General features: G+C 35.2%; 15 protein-coding genes. 12 read left to right on the top strand and 3 right to left on the bottom strand.

All coding sequences use genetic code 11. From position 1 onward, the window contains the following. Window positions 1-289 precede the first annotated feature (289 nt). From CN514_RS06585 to CN514_RS06530, 12 genes are all read left to right on the top strand, one after another. Window positions 290-1,807: an aldehyde dehydrogenase family protein gene (locus CN514_RS06585; protein WP_098231912.1), complete on the top strand. Its 1,518-nt coding sequence runs from the start codon at window positions 290-292 to the stop codon at window positions 1,805-1,807. A gap of 87 nt (window positions 1,808-1,894) precedes the next feature. After that, window positions 1,895-3,103 carry an iron-containing alcohol dehydrogenase gene (locus CN514_RS06580; RefSeq protein WP_098231911.1) on the top strand — a complete coding sequence of 403 codons (1,209 nt, stop codon included), beginning with the start codon at window positions 1,895-1,897 and terminating at the stop codon, window positions 3,101-3,103. A 158-nt stretch (window positions 3,104-3,261) separates the two neighbouring features. Further along, entirely contained in the window at window positions 3,262-4,779 is a 1,518-nt protein-coding gene (locus CN514_RS06575) for a long-chain-fatty-acid--CoA ligase (protein WP_098231910.1), read from the top strand. A gap of 59 nt (window positions 4,780-4,838) precedes the next feature. Further along, window positions 4,839-6,743: an alkyl/aryl-sulfatase gene (locus tag CN514_RS06570; protein WP_176525816.1), complete on the top strand. Its 1,905-nt coding sequence runs from the start codon at window positions 4,839-4,841 to the stop codon at window positions 6,741-6,743. 144 nt (window positions 6,744-6,887) lie between these two features. Then, complete coding sequence (locus CN514_RS06565; RefSeq protein ID WP_098231908.1) at window positions 6,888-8,159, top strand: MFS transporter; 1,272 nt, start codon at window positions 6,888-6,890, stop codon at window positions 8,157-8,159. A gap of 124 nt (window positions 8,160-8,283) precedes the next feature. Continuing rightward, a complete protein-coding gene (locus tag CN514_RS06560) occupies window positions 8,284-8,673 on the top strand; it encodes a YidH family protein (RefSeq protein WP_098231907.1) in 390 nt (129 codons plus the stop codon). A gap of 353 nt (window positions 8,674-9,026) precedes the next feature. Beyond that, window positions 9,027-9,803, top strand: coding sequence for a crotonase/enoyl-CoA hydratase family protein (locus CN514_RS06555; RefSeq protein ID WP_098231906.1), 777 nt, complete (start codon window positions 9,027-9,029; stop codon window positions 9,801-9,803). A gap of 75 nt (window positions 9,804-9,878) precedes the next feature. Further along, window positions 9,879-10,682 (top strand): SDR family NAD(P)-dependent oxidoreductase, encoded by an 804-nt coding sequence (locus CN514_RS06550; protein ID WP_286141587.1) that lies wholly within the window; start codon window positions 9,879-9,881, stop codon window positions 10,680-10,682. 296 nt (window positions 10,683-10,978) lie between these two features. Continuing rightward, window positions 10,979-12,439, top strand: coding sequence for a spore germination protein (locus tag CN514_RS06545; protein ID WP_098231904.1), 1,461 nt, complete (start codon window positions 10,979-10,981; stop codon window positions 12,437-12,439). Window positions 12,440-12,536: 97 nt separating this feature from the next. Next, window positions 12,537-13,679 (top strand): cation:proton antiporter, encoded by a 1,143-nt coding sequence (locus tag CN514_RS06540; protein ID WP_098231903.1) that lies wholly within the window; start codon window positions 12,537-12,539, stop codon window positions 13,677-13,679. Between the two features lie 633 nt (window positions 13,680-14,312). Beyond that, a complete protein-coding gene (locus tag CN514_RS06535; RefSeq protein WP_098231902.1) occupies window positions 14,313-14,723 on the top strand; it encodes a phage integrase SAM-like domain-containing protein in 411 nt (136 codons plus the stop codon). Window positions 14,724-15,361: 638 nt separating this feature from the next. After that, a complete protein-coding gene (locus tag CN514_RS06530) occupies window positions 15,362-22,579 on the top strand; it encodes an immunoglobulin-like domain-containing protein (protein ID WP_098231901.1) in 7,218 nt (2,405 codons plus the stop codon). 194 nt (window positions 22,580-22,773) lie between these two features. On the opposite strand, the gene bioC is transcribed toward CN514_RS06530, so the two are convergent. Genes bioC through bioF form a run of 3 tightly spaced genes read right to left on the bottom strand, consistent with a single transcriptional unit; the run spans window position 22,774 to window position 25,563 of the window. Next, a complete protein-coding gene (gene bioC / locus CN514_RS06525; protein ID WP_098231900.1) occupies window positions 22,774-23,631 on the bottom strand; it encodes a malonyl-ACP O-methyltransferase BioC in 858 nt (285 codons plus the stop codon). After that, window positions 23,624-24,364, bottom strand: coding sequence for an alpha/beta fold hydrolase (locus CN514_RS06520; RefSeq protein WP_098231899.1), 741 nt, complete (start codon window positions 24,362-24,364; stop codon window positions 23,624-23,626). Before CN514_RS06520 ends, bioC begins: the two co-directional genes overlap by 8 nt. Next, on the bottom strand, window positions 24,361-25,563 hold the full coding sequence (gene bioF / locus CN514_RS06515; RefSeq protein WP_098231898.1) for an 8-amino-7-oxononanoate synthase: 1,203 nt from the start codon (window positions 25,561-25,563) through the stop codon (window positions 24,361-24,363). Before bioF ends, CN514_RS06520 begins: the two co-directional genes overlap by 4 nt. Between the last annotated feature and the right edge of the window lie 371 nt (window positions 25,564-25,934).

Genomic DNA, 25,934 nt, shown 5'->3' with positions numbered 1-25,934 from the left:
GTATTTATTAAGTTGTACAATTAATTCAGATAATTCTTAATATTTAAATTGAAATAAGATTCTGAAAAAACTTTTGTGTTATTTTCTATTTTAAAATTTTTTATGTATTTTGCAAGCGTTTACTTTATTGTAACGAGTATGCGGAACCAGGGTATTTTATCATCTTCTATTTATCATAATACCCTAAAGATCGCCCTTTTTTTAAGAGGTAAGGCCAATTCGAAGGAAAAGGTGTTACTATAAATCCTATTTATTTACTATTACAAAACTATTTTTAGGAGGTTTTTAAATGCAAACGACTGTAAAAGTATTAGAATTTCCGCTTTATATTGATGGTAGATGGACACCAGCAAAAAGTGGTGAAACGTTTAGTGTAAAAAATCCTGCATCTGGAGAAGTAATCGCTCTAGTCGCTAAAGCAGGGAAGGAAGATACTGAAGCTGCAATTGTCTCTGCTCGTAAAACCTTTGATTCAGGAGTATGGTCAAAAAAATCACCGCAAGAAAGAGCTCAAATCTTAATTAATTTTGGGAATAAGATTGTCGAACATTCGGAGGAACTTGCATACTTAGAAGCGATTAGCTCAGGTGCAACTGTCAGACGAATTTCAAATTTAGATATTTTATATTTAGTCGATTTACTTCAGCAAACAGCAAAATTTACTGTCGAGTATCCATTTGTTGAGTCTCTGCCAGTACTGCCTTTTCCTGGACCAAGCAATAATCAGGTATGGCGTGAAGGAATTGGTGTCGTAGCTGCGATTACACCATGGAATCTTCCAATGCTTTTAGCAATGTGGAAAATTGCACCTGCTCTTGCAATGGGAAATTCTATTATTGTTAAACCAGCTTCAAATACACCTCTTTCGACGTTGAAATTAGCTGAATTAGCTACAGAAGCAGGAATTCCAGCTGGTGTATTCAATGTTGTTTCAGGACCTGGAGCTACTGTAGGAGAAGTATTAGCTACTCATCCGCAGGTTGATAAAATCGCCTTTACTGGATCAACAGAAGTTGGACGTCGCATTATGCAATTAGCATCTGGAACCATAAAAAGAGTAACACTTGAATTAGGTGGAAAGTCACCTTCCATCGTTTTACCAGATGCTGATTTAGATATTACAATTCCAGGTAGTTTATTTGGATTCTGTCTACATTCTGGACAACTTTGCGAATCTGGCACTCGCTTATTAGTACATGATTCGATTTATGATGAAGTTGTTGATCGCTTAGCAAAATTAGCTTCCTCAATTACAATTGGAAACCAGCTTGATATGGCAAACGGCATGGGACCTATGGCGTCTCAGCAGCAACTTGATACCGTATTATCCTATGTTGAGACTGGAATTAAAGAAGGTGCTCGCTTAGTTTGCGGAGGGAAACGTTTAACAGGTAAAGGGTATGATCATGGCTATTTCGTTGAACCGACTATTTTCGCAGATGTAGACAATAAAATGAAAATTGCTCAAGAAGAGATTTTCGGTCCTGTACTTTGCGTAATTCGCTACTCAACGGTTGAAGAAGCAGTTGAAATTGCAAATGATACAATTTACGGGCTAGCAGCTGGTGTTTGGTCAAAAGATGTTAACAAAGCTCTTAAAATTTCACGTGAATTAAAAGCAGGAACAGTTTGGATTAATGATTGGCACATGTTAAGAAGTGATGCACCATTTGGTGGATATAAACAAAGTGGTTTTGGACGTGAACTTGGCCGTTATGCTTTAGATGAGTACACACAAGTAAAGCATGTTCATTGCTCGCTTACTCCTGAACTAAGCCAAAAACCTTGGTACGGTATTTTATTATAAAAAAACTACATTTAAAAGTTGCTATTTTAAAAAATAGATTAATTGAGAATGATTTATAAAAAATAATAGAAAAGAGAAGGTGATCCCATGATAACATCATTTTTTCAGTTTTCGGTTCGTACAGTTGTAAATAGTGGGGCTGGTGCTCGCTCAATGTTACCAGAAATGATTAAAGGACTTGGAGGGAAAAGAGCAGTACTTTACGTTGATAAAGGAATAACGCAAGCTGGAATTACAGATAAAATTAAGGAACTATTTGAAGTTATTCCTAGTGCAGTACAGTTAGTAGGAGTTTTTGAGGACATTGAACAGGATGCAAAAGGTGAAATCATAAATCGTGGATCTAAATTCTTTAAAGAGTGTAATGGAGATTCATTAATTGCTGTTGGTGGTGGGAGTGTTTTAGACACAGTTAAAGCAATTAAATGGATGCTACATAATAAAGTACATGATATTCGTGAAGCACTTCTTGTTGGAAATGTGATGGAATTTTGGCCAGAAGCGCAATATATTCCAATTCCACACGTTGCAATCGCAACAACAGCTGGAACTGGTGCAGAAGTATCTCCAATCGCTGTAGTATTCAATGAAAAAGTAGGAATTAAAACGAATATCCTTAATACATTCATTAGCCCTGATATGGCGATTTTAGACCCTGAACTGACAGTTGGTTTACCACCAAAAATTACAGCATTTACAGGATTTGACGCATTGACTCATGCTATTGAGGCATATTTCTCACCACAGTCGAATCCAATGACAGATGCATACGCACTTCAAGCGATTCGTATGATTGTAGATAATTTACCTACTGCTGTCCATGAAGGACATAATCTTGCGTCACGATCAAATATGTTAATGGCTAGTTCGATGGCAATTTCTGCTTTCAGTCTTTCTGTTAATGCAATTCCTGTTCATAATATAGCACATGTATTTGGCGCAAAATTCGGAATTCCTCATGGACTTGCAAATGCAGTGTTATTACCGAATGTTATGGAATCCCTTGCACCATATTATTTAAAACGAATCCAAGGTTTTGCAAATGCGTTAGGTCTAGAGGATATACCGGAAAAACCAGAAGAGTGTCTTGAAGAAGTCGTTTTATTTATCCGTAATCTTCGTGAAAAAGTCGGTCTTCCTAGTACATTTGCTGATTTTAAAGTGAATGTCGAAAATATGGCTTACATTGTAGCGATGGTTCATAGTGATCCATGTGGAATCTTTTTCAAAATTCCCCCTGAAGTAATTGCAAAAGTTTCAAATGAAGTTGCAGGTTCTGGCTTAGTCATTTCATAATTTTTAATGATAGTTACCAGGCACCTTCAAAATTTTTGAGGGTGCCTCAACTATATTCATATTTTAATAGTTTTCTATTGATTACTTTTAACAATTTCTCTTTAGTTTCTTGTCGAGCAATCTAATAAATATAACATGTAATACCAGGGGGAATAAGAATGAATTGGAATCTAAATGAAAGTTTAAGAAAAAGTGCAGAAAAGTTTCCAAATAGAAATGCCATTACATTTGAAAATAAAAATATATCGTATAGTGAATTAGATTCACAAGTTGAATGTGTAGCTTCTAATTTAGTACATGACGGAATCAAAAAAGGAGATAGAGTAGCTCTAGTATTAGGCAACTGTCCGGAATTTATCATTGCATATTATGGAATTCTTCGTGCGGGTGGTGTAGTTGTACCAGTTAATCCAATTTATACGAAAGAAGAAATTTCATATATTTTATCGAATAGCCAAGCAAAAGCTGTCATTGCAAATTTTGCGATGGAATCGATTATTGTTTCTCTTAAAATCGAATTAAACCAGTTTGAAATGCTGTACTATGTAGGAATGAATAAAACTGAATTTAATTGGGAGCAGTTGATTCTAAACAACTCAAAAAACAATGAATATCCGTTTGTTATAGAAGAAGATCTAGCCGTTATTTTATATACTTCTGGAACTACAGGAAAACCAAAAGGGGCTATGCTAAGTCACAGAAATATGGCATCAAATGCAGAGTCAATTGTTAAACTTGTCGAGTTCAAAGAAGATGATCGCATTTTAGCTGCCCTTCCAATGTTCCATGTATTTAGCATGACAGTTTGTATTAATACTCCAATTATGAGTGGAGCGACTATCGTCATAGTTCAAAAATTTAATCCTATTGAAGTCATTCATACAATCTTTAATGAGAAAGTAACATTATTCGCTGGTGTTCCAACGATGTATAACTTTTTATTACAATTAAAAGATTATTCAGCTGAGTATTTCGCATCGATGCGTGTATGTTTATCAGGTGGAGCATCGATGCCAGTTGAATTACTTCAACGATTTGAGGAAAAATATAAGACTATTATTGCTGAAGGATTCGGTCTTTCTGAAACAGCTCCTGTTACGGCATTTAATCCTGTAAAAGGAATAAGAAAAATTGGGTCTGTCGGAGTAGATATTCCAGGCGTAATAAATAAGGTTGTCGACAAATTTGGAAATGAAGTTCCAAGAGGCGAAATAGGTGAACTAATTGTCAAAGGTCCAAATGTCATGATTGGATATCTTGGAATGCCTGATGCAACAACTAACGCCATAAAGAATGATTGGTTTTATACTGGTGACTTAGCAAAAATGGATAAAGATGGATATATCTATATTGTTGATCGAATAAAGGACATGATTATTGTAAACGGATACAATGTATATCCAAGAGAAGTAGAGGAAGTTATCTATCAACATCCAGCGATTGTTGAAGTAGCTGTATTAGGAATAACTGATAAAGATTACGGTGAAATCGTAAAGGCTTTCGTTGTATCGAATGATGAAAGTATAACGGAGGACGACATCCTACATTTCTGCAAGGACAAGCTTGCAAAGTACAAGCTACCTAAACAAATAGAATTTAAGAAAGAATTACCTAAGAATAGTACAGGTAAGATTTTAAAAAGAGCTTTAAATGTAGAACAAGTGAAAGTTAATTAGTTTAATAGAGTATTTTCTGATAAAAACTTTTGAATATATATCAATTCATGGAGGTTCTTATGACAAATAACATTTTAACTCAATCAATGCCCGCAACTTCTTTTACAAAAAAGGCAAATTTAGCAGTATATGATTCTCTAAATTTTGATGATAGTCAGGACTTCTTAGATGCAAACAGAGGATTTATTGCACCACTAGAAGCAAAGATTATTAAAGACGATTCTGGGGAAGTTGTTTGGGACATTGAACAGTTAAACTATTTAAATAACACTGCTCCTGAGACTGTGAACCCAAGTCTATGGAGAAATGCGCAATTACAGGCTATATCTGGTTTGTTTGAAGTTGTAGAAGGAGTATATCAAGTTCGTGGACAATCATTGGTAACTAACTTTTTTATTGAAGGAAAACAGGGAGTTATTGTCGTTGATGCTTTGGGAAGTAATGAATCAGCTAAAGCCGCTATGGAGTTATATTATAAACATCGACCACAAAAGCCAGTAACAGCCGTTATAATCAGTCAAAGTCATGCTGACCATTTTGGCGGTATTCAAGCTGTACTTAATTATGCTGAAAATCCTAATATTCCGATTATAGTTCCTCAATATTTTACAGAAGAAGCGTTAAGTGAGAATGCACTTTTAGGTACAATCATGGCCCGACGTGCAGAGTATCAGTTTGGAAAAGATTTACCAGACGGTTCAAAAGGCTCTGTATCAGTAGGTATTGGCCCAACAATGGGATCAGGTACTATGAGTTTTCAGTTACCAAATGTTGAAATAGAAAATGAAATCCAATCGATGGAAGTCGATGGTGTAACATTTGAATTTTTATTAACGCCAAATACAGAAGCACCAGCTGAAATGCATTTTTATATTAGGGATTACAAAATATTATTTGTATCAGAGAATGCCAATAAATTGATGCATCAAATTTATACTGTAAGAGGAGCAAAAACTCGAGATGCATTACATTGGGCTAATTCACTGGATAAAACAATCGAATTATTTGAAAATGAAGAGATCGATGCATTACTCATGATTCATGCATGGCCTGTATGGGAGAAAGATAATGCGATCAATCATTTAAAACTGCAACGTGATTTATATAAATATATACACGATCAGACGGTGCGCTTAGCCAATTATGGTTATACGATGGATGAGATAGCTGAAATAATTAAACTTCCAAAAGAATTGGATACTTACTGGGGAAATCGTGGGTATTATGGAACTTTAAAGCATAATTCAAAGGGTGTTTACAATTATTATTTAGGTTATTATAGTGCTCATCCTTCCGATCTAGATCCATTACCACAAGTTGAATCTGGCCAAAAATATGTAGAATACATGGGTGGAGCAGCAAACATTTTGAGACAAGCAAAAGTTGACTATGAAAAAGGTGAATATCGTTGGGTAGCTCAAGTATTAAAAAATGTCGTTATGGCTGACCCAGAAAATTCAGAAGCTAAAAATTTATTAGCAGATGCATTTGAACAATTAGGGTATCAAGCTGAATCAGCTAATTGGCGCAATATTTATCTTGTTGGAGCATCAGAACTAAGATATGGAATTAATAAAGATAATTCCCCATTAGATGTATCAGGGATCATTAAGAATATGCCAGTCAACGAATTCTTAAAATTAATAGCAGTTAAAATAAACGGTCCAAAAGCAGAGGGTAGAAAAATAACGATAAATGTAACATTATCAGACTCTAACCAGCTATATACATTAAATTTAGAAAATTCTGTTTTATTATCTAGAGCAAATAAGTTAGATGACAATGCAGATGTTTCATTAACAATTGATCAATTCGCATTTTATGGAACTTTACTTGGTCTTCTTTCACCTGAACAAGCAGTTGGAGCAGGAAAATTGATCATTTCTGGTGACCAAACAAAATTGAATGAATTTTTATCACTTTTAGATGAGTTCGACCGCTGTATAAATATCGTAACTCCTTAATTAACAGAAAAAATAATGAATGTTACAATAAGCATCTGCTCAATCATGTTCGAAAAAAATAGATTGTGCAGGTGTTTTTCCAAAAGTATGTTTACTCTAAGGATTATCGAAAAAGTATAGATTTGTTGAGAGGCAGGAGTTTAGATGAAAAGTTGGGCGAAATGGATCATTTTATTTTCACTTTTTATTATGGCTATTATTAATTTTGCTGACAAATCAATTTTAGGTTTAGCTGGAATTCATATTACGAAAGATTTGAACTTAACCTCTACCGAGTTTGGTATTTTAGGTAGTAGCTTTTTTTGGTTATTTTCAATATTTGGTATAGTAGGTGGCTCTTTATCGGATCGTATTGGTACTGGAAAATCACTTGCTATTATGGCAATTGTTTGGACAATCGCGCAATCTATGGCATTGTTTGCATCAAGTCTACCGATTCTAATATTGAGTAGAGTATTACTAGGGGCTGGAGAAGGCGCATTTCTTGCAACTGCAATTAGTCATATAAGTAAATGGTTTAAACCAGAATCACGCGGATTTGCGATATCAATCATTAATTTTGGAAATGTCGTTGGGATAGCTGTTACGGCTCCTATTATCGTTTCTCTAATATCAAACTATGGTTGGAAAAAATCATTTTTTATTTCTGGTATTTTTAGCTTTGTCTGGTTCATTTGTTGGCTTTGGTTAGGAAGAATGAAACCAACTGTTTCTTTTGAAGAAGAAGTTGGTACGTTGGAAAACAAAAATGAGATTAATAGAAAAGATGTTTGGAAAGCTTTACGATCTCCTATTTTTATATTTACAACTTTAATTGCCTTTATTGCTTATTCATTCATTGTCTTTGGACTTACTTTTAATCCTTCGTATTTAATAAAAGTAAAAGGATTATCTGAACAAAGGTCAGCATCAGTAATTGCTATTTCTGGTTTAATTGGGGCTATTTTAGCAATCTTACTATCTATCATTTCAGATCGTTTATACAAAAAAACACAAAGTTTATGGAAATCGCGGATTTTATTTTCTGCTATTAGTGTTTTGCTAGCAGGGTTTTTGTACTTAATGTATCCACTATTAAATGGTTCGGGTTCAATCATCATCCTCCTTTCGTTAGTAAATACACTGGTAATTACTGTAAACACACTTAGCCCAGCTATTGTAGTTAGTATACTCCCACAGCGAAGAGGAGTTATGACAGGGACTTATTTTGGAATAATGACTTCATCGGGTATTATTACACCAATTATTTTTGGGAAACTTATTCAAAATTCTGGTGCAAATGTAGCAGGGGGATATAGTATCGCAATTTATGGAATGGCAATTGCTATGGTAATTGCAGCGCTATTATTATTCCTTTTCAGAAGCCGAAATCAACAAGTTTCAACAGAAAAGGATAATAAGCTAGTGAACCTCTAATGAGAGCCGTATAGAAGAATCCATTACCTCTACTAGAATGGTAGATTTAATTATTGTGAAAATATCCTGATAGACTTTTTTAAAAGGTTATTCAGAAGAAAGATTTAGATACAGAGGTATGAATATGAATAATGCGTTAGAAAAGCAGAAAGAAACAATTGATTCTAAATATATCCAACAGCATTTAGCAAATGAAAGAACTTATCTTGCTTGGGTTAGAACAAGTATAACAATTATGGGGGTTGGTTTTTTAATCACTAATCTTCATTTTTCTACTCTGGCTTCTAATGCAAAATTAGGAGATACATTATCAAAAATAATTGGATTATCCTCGATTATTGTTGGAATTTTTGCTTTAATCATTTCAACGATCAGCTATTTTATCAAGGGGAATGATATTAATAATCAAGCGTTTAAATTTTCAAGGACATTGGTTGTTTATTTATCGGTGGCCTTAGTTCTTATTTTTATTATTTTTGGAGTTTATTATTTAGATGTATGGGGATTGTTTTAAACTCTTCTACTTTGATAAGAATTTGCCAAAAATGATCTTCTTTTTGAGGATCATTTTTGGCAGATTTGGATCAAATAAAGAAATGTAACCCGCATTTAATCTATCTATAAAACTCAGCCATATTCTTTAATACCCTCTTTTGTTGACTCAATAAAAAAATCTCCTGCAGTCAATTATTTAAATGGATGAAAAGTGACCTTTCTCAAATTCTAAATCACGATCAAAAGCATTATTGGTATAGGGATTGCATTATTTGGAATATGGACCTCCATTTTTATCACATAGATGGAATGGAGCAAAGATAAAAGATTTAATTATAACCACTTAAATTTAGAGATGTGAGGTAATAGTTAATGAAGGTATTAGTAGAAAAAAAAGAAAATATCTGTACGATTCAAATCAATCGACCTAATGTTAGGAATGCAGTTGACCGTGAGACAGCACAACAGCTTGCTGAAGCATTTCGTGATTTTGAAAATGAAGAAAATTTACATGTAGCTGTATTGTATGGAAATGGAGGAACGTTTTGTGCAGGTGCCGATCTTAAAGCTTTCTCATTAGAAGATGGCAATAGTTTGGAGGTAGATATGTCGAAGGATGGTCCGATGGGTCCAAGTCGAATGAACTTATCAAAGCCTGTAATTGCTGCAGTATCAGGTCATGCTGTCGCCGGAGGGTTAGAGTTAGCAATTTGGTGTGATCTCCGAATTGTAGAGAAAGACGCAATATTCGGTGTTTTTTGTCGTCGTTTTGGTGTGCCACTTATAGATGGTGGAACACAACGATTACCTCGCTTAATCGGTATGAGCCGTGCTCTCGATCTGATTTTAACTGGTCGACCAGTTGGAGCAGAGGAAGCACTTTCTATGGGGCTTGCCAATCGAATTGTAGAAGTAGGAACTGTGAAGGAAGAAGCTGAAAAACTTGCTGCTCATATTGCTCAATATCCTCAATTATGTATGAAAAATGACAGAAAAGCAGTTTATGAAGGATTTGATCTAGATTTTGAGAAAGCAATGCAGTTAGAGTTCACATTAGGAATGACTGTTGTACAAAGTGGTGAATCAATGAAAGGTGCTAAGCGCTTCGTACAAGGGCAAGGCAAACATGGAAAAATTAATAATGGATGAGAAATAGAAGGAACTACATTAATAATGAGACAAATTGAGATCGATTTATCAAATAATTGAAGGAGGGCGATCGAATTGGAAGGAAATGTAGCAATTATTACAGGGGCAGGAAGAGGAATTGGTAGAGCGACAGCAGAAAAATTAGCAAAACAAGGTGTAAAAGTTGTTATATCTGATTTAGATGAGGGTCATGTAGAAATGGTAAGAGCTAAAATTGTTGAATCAGGAGGAGAAGCGATTGTCTTTTCAGGAGATGTAACGGAAAACGAGTTCCCTTCAAAGATCGTAGCAAAGACTATGAATTCTTTTGGACGATTGGATATTTTGGTCAATAATGCAGGATATACATGGGACGGACTTGTTCACAAGATGACGGATGAACAATTTCGAAAAATAATGGAAGTTCATTTAGTTGCACCTTTCCGTCTTATAAGAGAAGCAGCACCTTATATGAGGAATGCAGCAAAAAAAGAGATGGAACAAGGAATTGACCACTACAGAAAAATCATTAATGTATCATCCATTGCTGGATTGACAGGAAATGTTGGACAAGCAAATTATGCATCAGCTAAGGCAGGTCTTTTTGGCTTAACTAAGTCAGTAGCAAAAGAATGGGGACAGTTTAACATCAATTGCAATGCAATCGCTTTTGGTGTAATGGATACTCGGTTGACCCAATCAAAAGAAGAGGGCGAATTCATCAGCGGTATTCCACTTGGCATCCCTAAAAAAGTTCGTGAACAATTAACAGCAATAATTCCCCAGAAGCGCCCAGGGACAATTGAAGAAGCTGCAGATTCAATCTATTATCTTGCCTCTCCAATGTCAAATTATGTGAATGGAGCCGTTTTAAAAATAAACGGTGGGATTTATATGTAGGATTCTACGAAAATCAAATTATTGCCTTGCAGGTCAGGCTATGTAAACAGTCTAGACTTGTTAAGGTTGCCGGATCAAATCAATTGTTGAACACAAGAATGAAAAAAGCTCAAACTTCTTTGTAAAAAAGGTTTGGGCTTTTTGGATTTATGTTTATTAGTCTATCTTTACAACTAATGTTTTAAACAATCTAGCTATCAGTAGTAAAGTCAAAAAAGAAATAAGAGAAATTGAATATTAATTAAGTAATTTTAGATACTATAAAAGATTGGTATAAAAATGATTCGAGGTGATATATGAATAACGAAGTACAAAATCTAAGCAAGGGTCTGAATAAAAATATAAAATTGATACAAAAAGGATTACACGAATCACCCGAACTTTTTGTAAGACAAATTCAATTAGACTCAAATGGAGACAATATAGGTGCATTATTGTATATAGATGGAATTGTTAATACGGAGCTAATACGCGAAAGTATAATTGATCCTTTACATAGTATTCTAATCAATGATAAAAATACATTTATGAATACGTTAGCCTGTTATCATATTCGCTCAGAAAACGTCGAGGTAATAACATCAATTTCTTCCTCAATTGAAGGCATTCTTAGTGGCAAAACACTTGTTTTAATTGATGGTTTTGAAAGTGGCATACTTGTTGATACAGCACAATGGGAACAACGATCAGTCGAACAGAGTACGAGACAACGTAATATTCAAGGACCATTGATTTCTTTCTCGGAACAATTGAAAGTGAACTTAAATTTACTTCATAATATAATTCAATCTCCTACATTTATGGTGGAAAAGAAGAAACTTGGAAGGATCGCAAAAACAGATGTAGCGATTGTTTATTTAACTGATCGAGTTGATCAAATTGCTTTGAAAGAAATACATAATAGAATTGACTCATTACAGGTTGATTATGTACTTGAGTCAAGAGTAGTTGAAATAGCAATAGATGGAACACAGAAAACGTTTTTTCCGCTGTCTTTTAATACTGAGTTGCCAGATGCTGTAGCTTCCGCTTTGTATGAAGGAAGAATTGCCATTATGGTGAACGGTACCCCATCTGCAACGATTGTGCCTAATTTATTCGTTCAATACTTTCAGCAACCAAGCGACTATTATGTTAAACAATTAAAATTAAGCGTTCGCCTTATAACAATATTAAGTTTTCTGATAACAATTTTGTTACCTGGATTTTATCTTGCATTTGCAAAATTTCATGACAATTTGGTATCGAAAGAAATACATAAAAAGTTTTTTGTAGAAACAGCTACCTTTTTGCCTTTGTGGGCTGAAGTATTCTTGCTTATCTTTTTGTTACAAATATTAGGAATGGGTTCATATAAAATATCAAGGGAAATGATGCTACTTGTTTCATTAATCTCTACAATTACAATAGGTACGACAGCGGTAGATGCAAAGCTAGTTCACCCTCTTAGTCTAATCGTAGCGGGGATCGCTTACCTTACAAGCACTATGCTTACAGTTGGTACATTACCGAGTTCCCTTCAACCTATACGCTATATTTTTCTTTTTATAGGAAATTTTTTCGGTTTCACTGGTATGGGGATTGGATTGTTAATATTGATCATACATATGTCTCGTTTACGTTCAGCAGGTGTACCCTATTTAGCACCGTTAATTCCTTTTAATTTTAAAGAATTTAAAGATGTTTTTTATAGGGGGGATTTACGTAAATTAATAAATAGTGAACATAAATATCCTCATGATGATAAATCCTCATAATAGTCTTAAAAACTGGAATAAGTGATATTTTCAAAATATGGAGGTGAGTTGTACTAATTGTTAATTAATTTTTATATACAATTACTACAGAATAACTATGCTTATTTTTCAACTTTCTGTTATATTACTAGCATCTAAAATAGCTGGAGACATTAGTGTCAGATTAAAACAGCCCTCTGTACTTGGAAAACTTTTGATCGGAATTTTACTTGGTCCTTCTGTATTGGGACTGGTAGATGATACAGATGTATTAAATGAAATTAGTCAAATCGGTGTTATACTTTTGATGTTCATTGCAGGTCTTGAAACAGATATAGAGGAATTTAAACGTACAGGAAAGGCTTCTACTTTTGTAGGTATAGGTGGAATAATCGTACCATTTTTAATTGGATATTTAGTAGGAATGTTCATAAATTTATCCCCTATTCAATCTAGCTTTTTGGGATTATTACTATCTGCAACGAGTGTAAGTATATCAGTACAAGTATTAAAGGAAATGAATAAATTAAAAACTCGTGAAGGAGCAACAGTATTAGGTGCAGCCGTAATTGATGATATTTTAGTCATAATTGCACTAGCCTTTTTATTAAGTATAGCAGGGTCTGATGGGGATGTGAGTCTTTTAAAATTAATCCTAAAAAAAGTATTATTTTTTGTAGGAGCAATCATTGTAGGATGGAAAGTTGTTCCTTACTTCCTTAAAAAATTTTCTACATTGCGTGTTACTGAGACAGTTATTTCATCCGCATTAATCATTTGTTTTATTTATGCATATATAGCTGAATATACTGGGGTAGCAGCAATTATTGGAGCCTATATTGCTGGTGTTTCAATAAGTGTGACGGAATTTAAGCATGAAGTTTTTGAAAAAATTGAGACGTTAAGTTATTCACTTTTTGTACCAGTTTTCTTTACATCAATCGGTGTTTCAGCAAGATTTACAGGTATAGTAACGGATTTAGGATTAATTATTATATTAAGTATTCTTGCAATATTGACAAAATTACTAGGTTCCTCATTAGGAGCAAAATTAAGTGGTTTTACTTGGAAAAATTCTTTAGGAATAGGATCAGCGATGGTATCACGAGGTGAGGTTGCACTAATTATTGCTTCGATTGGATTAGAAAATCAATTGTTAAATCAGTCATTCTTTGCAGTGTTATTAGTAGTTGTTCTTGTTACTACACTTGTTACTCCACCAATGATGAAGTGGTTTTTTAATGAAAAATCATTTAAATAGTTTTTTTTAAATATTAACCAGAATAATAAAATCTTATAGAAAAAACATATGGTTTAGTTAAACAAAGAATCGAGCCTATTGATTGACTCCATTTTAAATATATATGGCAGTTCTGGTGAATAAGAAAACAGTGAATAGAAAAACAATTAGCAATTAGTGTTAAAAATTAAGCTTTTAAATGAGTGAAAATATCGAGTAGGATAACTATTTTGGAAATAAACAGTGGATCCTTATGAGTGGTCGTTAATATGTCCTTTATATCGTTTGAATAAACAATTTCCAATTTAAACAAGACACCCTACCTCATAATAGTATAGCATTTTTAAATTGCACAAAAATTGCACAGACTTACTAGAAACAATAGAAATAACAGAAAGGCTTTGCATAAAATTACATTGACCACTTGATTTAATAGACTTTATTGACCCAAAATATTCAGTATTACTGAATAATCCTTGTACTCCGTAATTGACAAGGTAAGGGTCGCTGGTTCAAGTCCAGTTGGGATCATACCGTTGACCTAGACGCTTTGCTTATCGATAGATTATCCGTTTAGCACCCGTTTTTACACGAAGGGTACTACACCGATAAATTACGATAAGGGGGCGTCTTTTTCGTTGTGAATACTAGTAATTGCTTAAAGGTAAACGTATTAAAACGAAAGTAAATAGCGCAAAAAAGGTAACCAAAACGGCTAATGTCCGTCAATTATTCGAGGAATTTATGTCCGTAATGAGAGTCGAAGGTAAGGCCGCCAAAACTCTCGAACAGTATGAATATAGTTTTAACGGATATGAGCGTCATTTCGGCGAGCTAAGTTTGGCGTCGTTTGACGAAGCACATATCCGAAACTATGCGGACTATATGCTACATCATCACGTTAAGCACGGTAATAACGACTTTGTTCCGGATAAGTATAAGAAGGTAGGATTATCGCCAACGACCTTTAGAAGTCGAATAAATAAGCTTAAGCCGTTTATTCATTTCTTATATGAAGGAAACTACATCGATAAGTATCCGTTTGATCGGATGAAGACGATTTAAAGAAGAGCCCGTTGATATTGAAGTATTAACTGCGGACGAGATTAAGAAATTATTAAGCGTTATTGATCGGAATAACTATAACGACTTCCGCAACTTTTTTCTGATTCATTTTTTATTGGACTGTTTTACTCGTATAGAAGAGTCGCTTTAGATAAGGAAAATTCTCAGTTGATTAAAGTTTAGATCAATAAGTCTTTTTTAATTAAACAGACCTTCTAACAGGTTTTTCGACATGAACGTAAAAAATAAAATTCGAATCAGTACTACAATAATTTATAACGGTATAAATTGACAATATAATTTATTTTATTATCTAATTTTGCTAAATTCCCCCAAGTTTATAATAGAATGTTTTTTTATTCACGATCTATTTACTTCATAATTCTACATTTTCTATTAAGATTCTACATTTTTATACAAAATCTGAACAAGAAATTGAAGCTTTTTGGTCTTTACTTAAAACAATCTACATGAGCAAAGAAAAATTAACCCCAATTTACAGCAAAAATAAGCCTAAGTACAATAAGGTTAATTAGTTTAATTATTAGGAAAATTCATAATAATGAGGCTTGTTACTTGGATATCGATTGAGCAAGTGAACCTTACTAATAGATTGTTCAGTCAATGGGGGAGGAAATATGAAGTATAGAAAAAGGTTGTTGAAAAAAATGTCGTATATGGCGGTCTTCGGCCTTGTCATGTCAAATATGAATTTTGTATTTGCTGAGGAAAATAGCCATAAAAATCCATTCAATGCAAATGAATCAAAACCCAAATCAGGAATATTTGTTACGAATGGCAAAGGGAGCTTGAATTCAGCTAATTTGTCTCAAAAAGATCTGGATGCTTTGAATGAGAAAGGTAAGAAAAGTATTGAGGCTGCAATTGAAAGGGATAAGAAAAAGAAACTAGCAGATATGGCGAATTTGTCGAATCTAGAAGCTCATAAGCCAGATGAGAAGGTTTCGGTCATTGTTCAGCTTAAAGGTCAAACAGTTTCTGAGTTAACTGCAGCTGATCATGTTGGAGTTAATAAAATATCTTTGAGCAATGCTGCAATTAGTGTCCAAGAAGATATTAAAACGACAAAAAACAAAATCATGAGTGAATTATCAAATAGTAAAACGAAGAGTAGTAATAAACTAGAATTTAAGCATGAATTTGAAAATATATTTAAAGGATTTAGTATCGATAATATTAAATTTGAAGATATAGATTATATTAAATCTTTACCAGATGTACAAGCTGTTACATTACAACAAACATTTACTCCAGCCGTTAACCAACAGCATGATTTGACAGGAATTAAGAATCTTTGGAATGGTTCTTCTCTAGGAAAACCGATTGGATATAAAGGAGAAGGGATGGTCATTGCAGTAGTCGATACTGGTGTTGATTATACGCATGAAGCGTTTCCAGATCCGAAAAATATGAGTAAAGCAAGAATTAAAAAAGGTAAATTTACACGTCCAGATGGTACAACTTCACTAAAAGTAGTAGACGGCTACAATTGGGCTGATCAAAATGATGATATCATCCCTCGAGTGGAAGATCCAAATAATGCAACAAGCTCACATGGTGTACACGTTGCAGGAATTGCTGCTGGATCTGGTCCTGTTATACAAGGTGTTGCACCAGAAGCACAAATTATTGCCGAAAAAGTGTTCTCTGACCATCAAGCTGGTGCATTAACAGAAGATATTATTAAAGGAATCGACCATGCTTCTGCGTTAGGAGCAGATGTAATTAACATGAGTTTAGGTTCATCTTCTTCTTTCGATACAAGAGACCCTAACGATCCATTAGGAATTGCGATTCGAAATGCAACAGATGAGGGACATGTTGTCGTTGTTGCGGCTGGAAATGCATCTAATGCATACTCAGATCGATCTGGTGGTCTGGGTGAAACAATAAAAATTGGACAAACTCCTGATTTAAATAAAATTGGAAATCCAGGTGTTTATCCAGATTCATTTACAGTTGCCGCTGCAAATAATATTGTATCGAAACATACGTATAAATTTCATATGGACGAAGTAGATCATGATATTTCTGGTGAAGGTCTTGATGACTGGAATTGGCCAGCAGACAAAAACAAAGAGTATTCTTTAGTTTCGCTTGGAAAAGACAGCAGTGGAAATGAACGTATTGGTGTATCATCAGATTACGATGGTTTAGATGTGACTGGTAAAGTCGTTTTAATTAAGCGCGGAACAATAAGTTTTGCAGAAAAGGTAGCAAATGCGAAACAAAAAGGTGCTGCTGGAGTAATCGTTTATAACGGAAGTTCTTCTCAACCAGTTCCAGAACCTCAAGGATTTGGATCGATTCCGTTTTCATTTATTAGTTATGATGATGGAAAGGCATTAGACGATATACTTTCATGTGGTGGCGGTGATGGCCCAGTTATTGGTCCACTAGGTACATGTGGAGGTGGCCCAGTTATTGGACCACTAGATGCAATAACTCAGAAGTCAATCAAGTTTAAAATTACTGATGAAAAAGTAAGCTCAGCATTCGCTGAATCGAACCCAGGGCAACCAACGGATTTCACATCTTGGGGGACAACTAGTGATCTATTATTAAAACCGGAAGTAATGGCCCCTGGACATGCGATTTATTCTTCAGTTAGAACAGCAAATACATCTAAGCATAATGCGTATGAGAATGAAGATGGTACTTCTATGGCAGCTCCTTATGTAGCTGGAGCAGTTGCTGATGTAATGCAAGCTTTAAACGATAAAGGGTTTAAACCCGGGACAAGAGCTTTTTCTCAATTAACAAAGAATTTAATCATGAATACATCAATTCCGGCGAAGAGAGATTATGTTAATGGGAACAACTCAATTGACCGAATTGACTACATGACAGAATACCAACCTAGAAGACAAGGTGCAGGGATGATTCGCCCAGACCTTGCAGTGAAATCTCCTGTGGTTGTTACAGGCTCAACTGGTACTGGTAGTATTAGTTTGAAAGAAATAGGCAAAGATACAACATTTACACTAACTGCTTCAAATCTTTCAGATAAAGCAGTAACTTACAAATTAAATGGAAATGTGATGACGGATGTTTTAAAAGACAAACTGAAGACAAATTCGGATAACATTCGTAGTCGATATTTAGATGATGCAAAATTATTATTTGATTTAAAGGAAGTTACAATTCCAGCAAATTCAACTAAACGAGTAACTGTAAATTTATCATTAACAGATGCTACAGCAAAAAATACATTTGTTGAGGGCTATATTTATTTAACGCCGACAGATTCAAATAACCCAACATTAAACGTTCCATATAATGGTTTTTATGGGAAATGGGATGAGCCAAAAGTCATCGATACACCAGATACTACTGATGTGTGGACTCAGTCAGGATTTGGGACACAATTAGCAATTCAAACAGGTCCTTTTTATTTTGGGTACGAGCAGGTATTCGGTAAACCACAAACACCTGCTCAAATCGCTTTAGGTGATAAGTTTTATGCTTTTGGTCCTGAGTTCTCCCCAGTACCTGCACTTGCATTACTTCGAAGTGCACATAACTTGAAAATTGATGTTGTCGATAAAGAACATAATCTTGTGACACATATTGCAGATGAACAATGGTTTGCAAAAGGTGATCCTTATTCAGGTGGTCTTCCCTCTTTACTTTCCGCGGATTGGGTTTGGTATGCACATAACCAAGGAATACCAGTGCCAGATGGACAGTATTATTTTGCGGTTACAGCAACAGCAGATGCACCTAACGCAAAACCACAACCTACTGTTTATATCCCGATGTATAAGGATACGACAGCACCGACTTTAAATTTATTAAGGTCAGCGAATTATGATGAAAAAACAAATCCTGAAGTGACGAATAAAGATAGTTATACTGTGCGCTGGACTATGAATGATGGTGATGCTGGTGGAGTTGACGGTAGTGTATTTTTAGCCGTTAATGGAACCGAGCCATATACTAATTATAAGTCTGATGTTAAACAAAATGCTGACGGCACATATGAATTAAACGTACCAGGACTAAATGAAGGTCTTAACATCATCAACATTACGCCAATTGATAAAGTAGGAAATTATGGCGAAAGTCATACCGTTATCGTTAATAAAACAAGTAAACATGTTTGGGTTGATATGTATTCAGCTACTTTAGGAGACAATGTCCCAAGTATGTACTGGACTGCTAACGTAAAACCTGGCGACAATTTTAGTTTGAATTTTAAAGCAGTTGGACGTTCAGGTGCTGTGAAAAAAATTCAAGCGGTCCTTCTAAAGGATTATTACGACAATAGTACAATCATTGGAAATCCTGTGGATCTTGACCTTAATCAACTGATGACGGAAAAACCTGCTTATGACGAGTATAGTGAGTATTCAATTAAAGGTGAGTTTACCGTTCCGAACGATTTACCTGCAGGTGAGTATGTTGTGAAGTATGTGTGTTTAGCTGAGGGTGAAAAATGGGATGATACAGAAATTCCAGCTATTGGTATCGAGACATATGTAGATACAGTGGCGCCAACGATTTCAGTGAATGCGAATAAAATGAAAGCATTCGTAGAAAAGAGCGGGGATCCCGTTTCTCTAATGCTTAATACGACAGCGAAAGATGAAATAGCAAATTCAAGAGGCTATAAAGTAGAAGTTGCTGTTGATAGTGGAATTAAAAAATCAATGGGAAGTATAACAACTTTAGATAGATCTGAACAAACGTTCCGCTATCCAGTTGTGTTAGCAAATGGTGATCATTCAATCGAATTGACAACTACCGATTATATGGGAAATGAAAGCACGATTACGGTTAATGTAACTGTTGCATCAGATAAAGTAATTGTAAAAAATGGTGAAACAGACACTGAACTTCCGATTGATGTTGTTCCATATAAAGATGCAAGTAGAAATCCAGAAATAAAACTTCATTACAATAAGACTTACCATGTAGAAAGTTTGGATCCATGGGCTGGAGGCTATCTTGTAACGCCTTATGGAAATAATAAAACATGGTCAGCGAATCCGGATTTAGCACCAATTTTATTAGTAGGAAATCAACAAAGAAAAGCCGCAACATCTTATTACCCTAATGCTATACCAGAGTGGGAATTGCCACTAGGAGATGTTTATGTCTTTAATAGTCCTGTCGGCTATAATGACCCGGGTAGTATACCAGAAGGGGAAAGTACGTTCCCAGTAACAATGATTGACTATTTAGGTCATGAGAAAACTATTCAAGTACCTGTCATCAAAAATTCACATATACCAAAAGTGAAATTTGACAATGCAATTATTGATTCAACTGGTACTGCAACATTCTTTACTTATGATTCAACGTTTGATGTAAAAGGATCTGTAACTGCGGTTGGAATGAATTTCTACGCTGAATGGGCTGATTGGAATCGAAGAGTAGCCGGAGAAGATAATTTCTATAAAAATTTATTTGATCCAACTTCAGAATGGAGAAGTGGTCCATATGACGATGGGTTTAACGAAGAAACTGGCGGAAATATCCCAGCAGGATATAACAATGAACCTGGTGTGAAATCATTCAGTATGCCAACAGGTGAGTTAAAACCAGGAGCAAACTTTTTTGAAATAGATGGTGGAAGTACAATTGGTGAAAATCCTAGTCACCCATTTGCAGGGAACCATCCATTAGTCTTCAATGTGGTAGTCTATCGACTTGGAGCAGCAGAGGGTGCAGATCAACCTTTAGCATCAAGATCAGCGGAACAGTTGAATTGGGACAAGATTAAAGGTGGTAACACAGATCAAACGAACGTGATGACTAATTTAGTGCTACCTTTCGATGATAAAAATAATCAAGCAGAAATTAGTTGGGAAAGCAGTGATCCGACCATTATCACAAATGATGGTAAGGTATATCGAGCAGATAAAGATACGGATATCACACTAACAGCTACTGTAACTGTAGGTGCTGCTACTGCTGTTAAGGCGTTCAACCTAAAAGTGAAAGCGAAAACGCAAAATGATTCACAAGCTGTTGCTGAAGATTCTTCATCAATTACTTGGGATGTTATTCGAGCAGGTAATACAGAACAAGGTGATGTATCACAAGCTTTATCATTACCAACTAGAGGATCAAATGGTTCAGTCATTACATGGAATTCCGATGATCAAAAGCATATTACAAATCAAGGTCGCGTGTACTTACCATTATTTGACGAAGAAGATGCACACGTGGAACTTGTTGCAAAATTCACTAGAAATAGCGGTACATTCTACAAAACGTTCCATCTAACGGTTCTAAGAGATAAACAAAACGCAGAACGAACAAAAGTACTACGCGTGTATCAAGGGCTAACAACTGACAAATTACTTGGCGAAAACAAAAGCGATTTGGACGTCACAAAGGATTTAACGTTCCCGACAACTTTTGGAAATGACGGTGTTGAAATTCGATGGGAATCGGACATGCCAGACATAATTGCAAATGACGGAAAAGTGACAAGACCTGCTCAAAATCAGTACATTTCAGTATTCGCTTATATCAAATTAGGTGATGCAAGACTTGGAAAAACATTTTATTTCTTTGTAAGAAGTGAAGATACGAATGATGAACCGGCAGTTTTAGCAGCAAAGTCATCAGTCGTTTGGAATTTAATTAAGAAAGATAATACAGATCAAAATTCAGTAACATCTAACTTGAATTTACCAACAAAAGGGACGAATGATACAACAATTAGTTGGTCTTCAAGTAATTCTTCTTTCATTAAAAATGATGGAACAGTAACAAGACCTAAATTTGAATTAGGTAATCGACCTGTTACGTTAACTGCAACAATTACGAAAGGAAATGCGAGCACGACGAGAGAATTTTATCTGACAGTATTAAGACAAAATTATGAAGAACCACCAGTATCAACTATCAACACAATTGATGACAATGACACAAGTATTTCAGGAACTACGCAAGCCAATGCAAATATTATTGTGAAAAATAAAGAACTTGTAGTTGGAACTGGAAAAACAAATGCCGATGGAAAATTTGTAATAAAGATTAGCCCACAAAAAGCTGGCACAGTTTTAACGGTATATGTCCAAGGTCTACAAAGTAAATCAGTAATTGTATTAGATCGTACAGCTCCGAATGCTCCAAGGGTCTATCCAGTTGATGACAATGATACATCCATATCAGGTAATTCCGAAGCATACGCATCGATTACGATTAGCGTACAAAATAAAGTACTAGCAACAGGTAAAGCAGATTCAAAAGGGGCATATCGAATTAAAATAAGTAAACAAAAAGCTGGTACAGCATTAACCGCATATGCAAAAGATCAAGTGGGAAATAAAAGTGCTGAATCCAAAGTGACAGTATTAGACCGTACAGCACCTAATGCTCCAAGGATTCATCAGATTGATAACAATGATACATCAATATCAGGTACGACCGAAGCAAAAGCGACTATTATTGTTAAAAATCAAAATAAGATAATTGCAACAGGAAAAGCAGATTCAAAGGGAGCATATCGTATTAAAGTAAGTAAACAAAAAGCAGGTACAATTCTAACGGTTTATGCCAAAGACGTTGCAGGGAATCAGAGCGCTGCATCTAAAACAAAAGTGTTAGATCGTACGGCTCCAAATACACCGGTCATATCAAGCTTGAGTGTAAGTGCCAAATATGGTGTGGAAATTAAAGGTAAAACAGAAGCTTATTCAACAATTATTGTAACAATAGAGAATAAAACTGTTGCAAAAGCAAAAGTATCAAGTAGGGGTACATTTGATGTAAAATTACCAAAACAAAGTAAAGGTACAAAAACTATTACACTATACGCAATTGATGAAGCCGGAAATAAAAGTCATTCTGTAAAACGAACTATAAAAGTTAAGTAGAGTACTTAAATGTAATTTAAAAAAGAAGAAGTTTCAATGATTCGGATCATTTGAGACTTCTTTTTTATCAATTAATTGGTAGTATCTATGAATGCACAAATACTTAAAGAAACTAGACGCATTCCTTGTTAGAGAAATGCGTCCGATTGCTGAACAAATGTTATATAAATCATTACGAATTTCTTGTTCGCGAATTACCTACTTACTTTTTGGTGTTCTCTATTATATGGTTCTTGCTGATCTTGTCTTTGATCCTTTTTCAAAATGGTTAAAAACAAACATTCATAAGTTGCTATGACTCCCTTTTCATCACGGTAGTTAGTTTCGTATTGGTTTATCAATTCTTTAAAGAAAGACGGCCGTTGTATGGAATTGGCTTTGTTACTATTATTAGCCCCAATTTTTCTGACCGAGGTAAAGAATTCACGAACACCTTGAAAATACTCCCGTTCATAAAATTGTTCAACTAACAATTCATTAAATAACGGTAATGTGCTTTTACAAAACCCGATGAGATCTTCAATACTGTAGAATTTCTGTCCCGGGCTGCTGTTGTTTTCAATCTGTAACCTCTCTTTCGCTATTTTATAGGAAGCATGAAGTTCCTGAAAGGTTTGTTTTCCAAAAGTTGAAAATGATAGTATCCCTTCCTTCTTCAACAATTTATACAACTTTTCAATGACTTTTTGAGGATGGTTTAACCATTGGAATGTTGCGTTTGAGATGATAATGTCAAAATTACGAGAGATTTTCATTTCCTCAATATCCCCGCAAAGAAATGAGATTCGCTCCTCGAACACCCTTTTCTTTGCTACTTCAATCATACCTGGCGAGAGATCAACTGCTGTCAATCTTGCATTCGGAAAAGCATTGCACAACAACTGTGTCAAATAACCTGAGCCACAACCAATTTCAAGAATTTCAATCGCTTCATCTGACTTAGGAATTGAACCCATTAATTGATTGGCCATCTTTTTTTGTACCTTCGCATACTGATCATATGTCCTTGCATTTTCGCTAAACCGTTTCCGTAAAAGTTGTTTATCAATCATCATAATCCGTCCTTTGTAAAAATTGTGTCATCAACTGAATACATTCACTTGATCTTGTAAAAAACGGGATATGCCCTGCGTTATGTAATACATATCGTTTTCCTTTTTTGTTCATTTGTTCCTTCATATATGAAGACGCCTCAGAAGGGCAAATGGTATCTTCTTTCCCATGAATCAATAAGCTATTCGCCTTAATCTTTGATAGACTCTCTCTAACATCTGTTTTTACTAAATAGTCCAATCCTGTACAGAGTGAATCAAGGTCATCTCCTTGAAAATTATGTTTTACCGAGTTCATAAATGTTAAGAATTCTTTTTTTTCCGATTGCGAAAACATCGCCTCATAAAAATTCGAAAGAGTTTTCTCCTTATTTCGTTTCAACTGCTTTTTCATTCGTTCGATAACTCGTGGATGCCATCCAATTGTATGGTCAATAACTGATGTAAAATGGCTCGTTGCACCAATAAGTATGAGTCCTTTCACATATTCATTATTCTCAGCTGCAAATTCGAGAGCAGCAATTGATCCTAATGACCACCCAAGTATATGAACAGGTTCGTTAGTTTTATATACGGTTTCCTTTACCCGCTCTTTAAAATCACCTAAGTTTCTTACGTTTCTCCATTCCACAAAAGAAAGCTGAACGATTTCTGCAAGAGGCTCTCTTATCGTTTGAAATACTGAAGTCTCCATTCCCCAGCCTGGCAGCATGATTAGATGTGGTTTTCTCATTTAATGATCCCCATCCTTTTCCCTAAGACCACAATACGCTCTAAAGCCCAATCTAGATCTTCTTTTTGATGCAGAGCAGTAACGGTAAAGCGTATTCTTGCTTCATTTTCAGGAACAGTAGGCGGACGTACTGGAATAGCAGCGATTCCTTCTTCTTGTAAGGCTGCCGCAAACTCCATGGTCTTATCGTTTTTGCCAATCATAATCGGAATTATTTGGGATTCGCTCCCACATAAATTAAACCCAGAGTCACCGAGTGCATTCCTAACATAGGAAGCATGTTCTTTCAACAACACCCGCCGCTCTGATTCTACTTGTACAAGTTTAATAGCAGCTTTTGCTGAACCGAGGATTGCCGGAGGAAGGGCTGTTGTAAATATGAAACTTCGCATCTTATTCGTTAAATAATCAATGAGCCACTTTTTTCCGACCACATATGCGCCAAACGATCCAAGCGCTTTACTGAACGTCCCCATCTGAATATCGATCCGATGGTCAAGATTCAATTGACGAGCATAACCTTCCCCATTTTCACCATATATTCCGCTAGAATGGGCTTCATCGACCATTAAGATAGCGTTATACTTCTCCTTTAACTGAACCAGCCCGGATAGATTTGCAAAATCACCATCCATACTAAAAAGAGAGTCTGTTACAATCAGCTTTCTTTTTTCAATGGGAGCTTGTCGTAGCAACGTCTCCAAATGTTCTAAATCATTGTGGCGATATCGCTGGTTTTTGGACCGGCTTAGGAGAATACCGTCTATAATACTGGCATGATTGAGTTTATCGCTAAAAACATAATCACCCCGACCTACTAGTGCAGAAACAATCCCTAGATTCGCCGTATAACCGCTATTGATAATAAGTCCCGCTTCTGCCTTTTTCCAGTTCACAAGCTCGGTTTCGGTTTGTTTATAAAGCAAATGATTACCGACAATCAGACGAGAAGCCGTTGAGCCCGCACCATAAGTTCTAACTGCATCCACCATAGCATTTTTCAATCGTTCATCTCCTGCGAATCCTAAATAATCATTCGACGCAAGGTTCAACATGTTCTTTCCATTTTTTATAAGCCAAGGCTGAACAGCAGATTCAGTCGTAACGAGGCGGCGATTCTGAGAAAGCTCCTCAAGACGAGCTAACTCTCCCTTGATTTCTTGTTCCCATTGTAAATTCTCTTGATCTATCAAAACCATCCCCCCTATGATTAAACCATACATTCCTTGATAATTTTTAAATGTTAACCATTTTGTATTTTATGTTAACATAAAATACTTGGAGATTCAGCAACAAATGTTTAAACAAAAAATAGACGCGTTTTATTAACGCGCCCAATAGCATTTAATAGAATTCTTTATTCAATGATCCTCTTACTCTTTTATAACTCCTAGAACAAACCTATCATATCCAATTGCACCAACCGTTTGGATGGCGATGGAATCAATCCTTGGCTCTTCTGATAACAAATCAATAAAACTCAATCATCGTTCATATGAAACAACGTCCCTTTCGTCAAATTAGTAAATAACAAGAATCATTAACCTTTTTATAAGGGGATAATATCATT

The sequence above is a fragment of the Bacillus sp. AFS001701 genome (assembly GCF_002559405.1).
Taxonomy (GTDB): domain Bacteria; phylum Bacillota; class Bacilli; order Bacillales; family Bacillaceae_G; genus Gottfriedia.
This window is presented reverse-complemented; position numbering and strand designations above follow the sequence as displayed.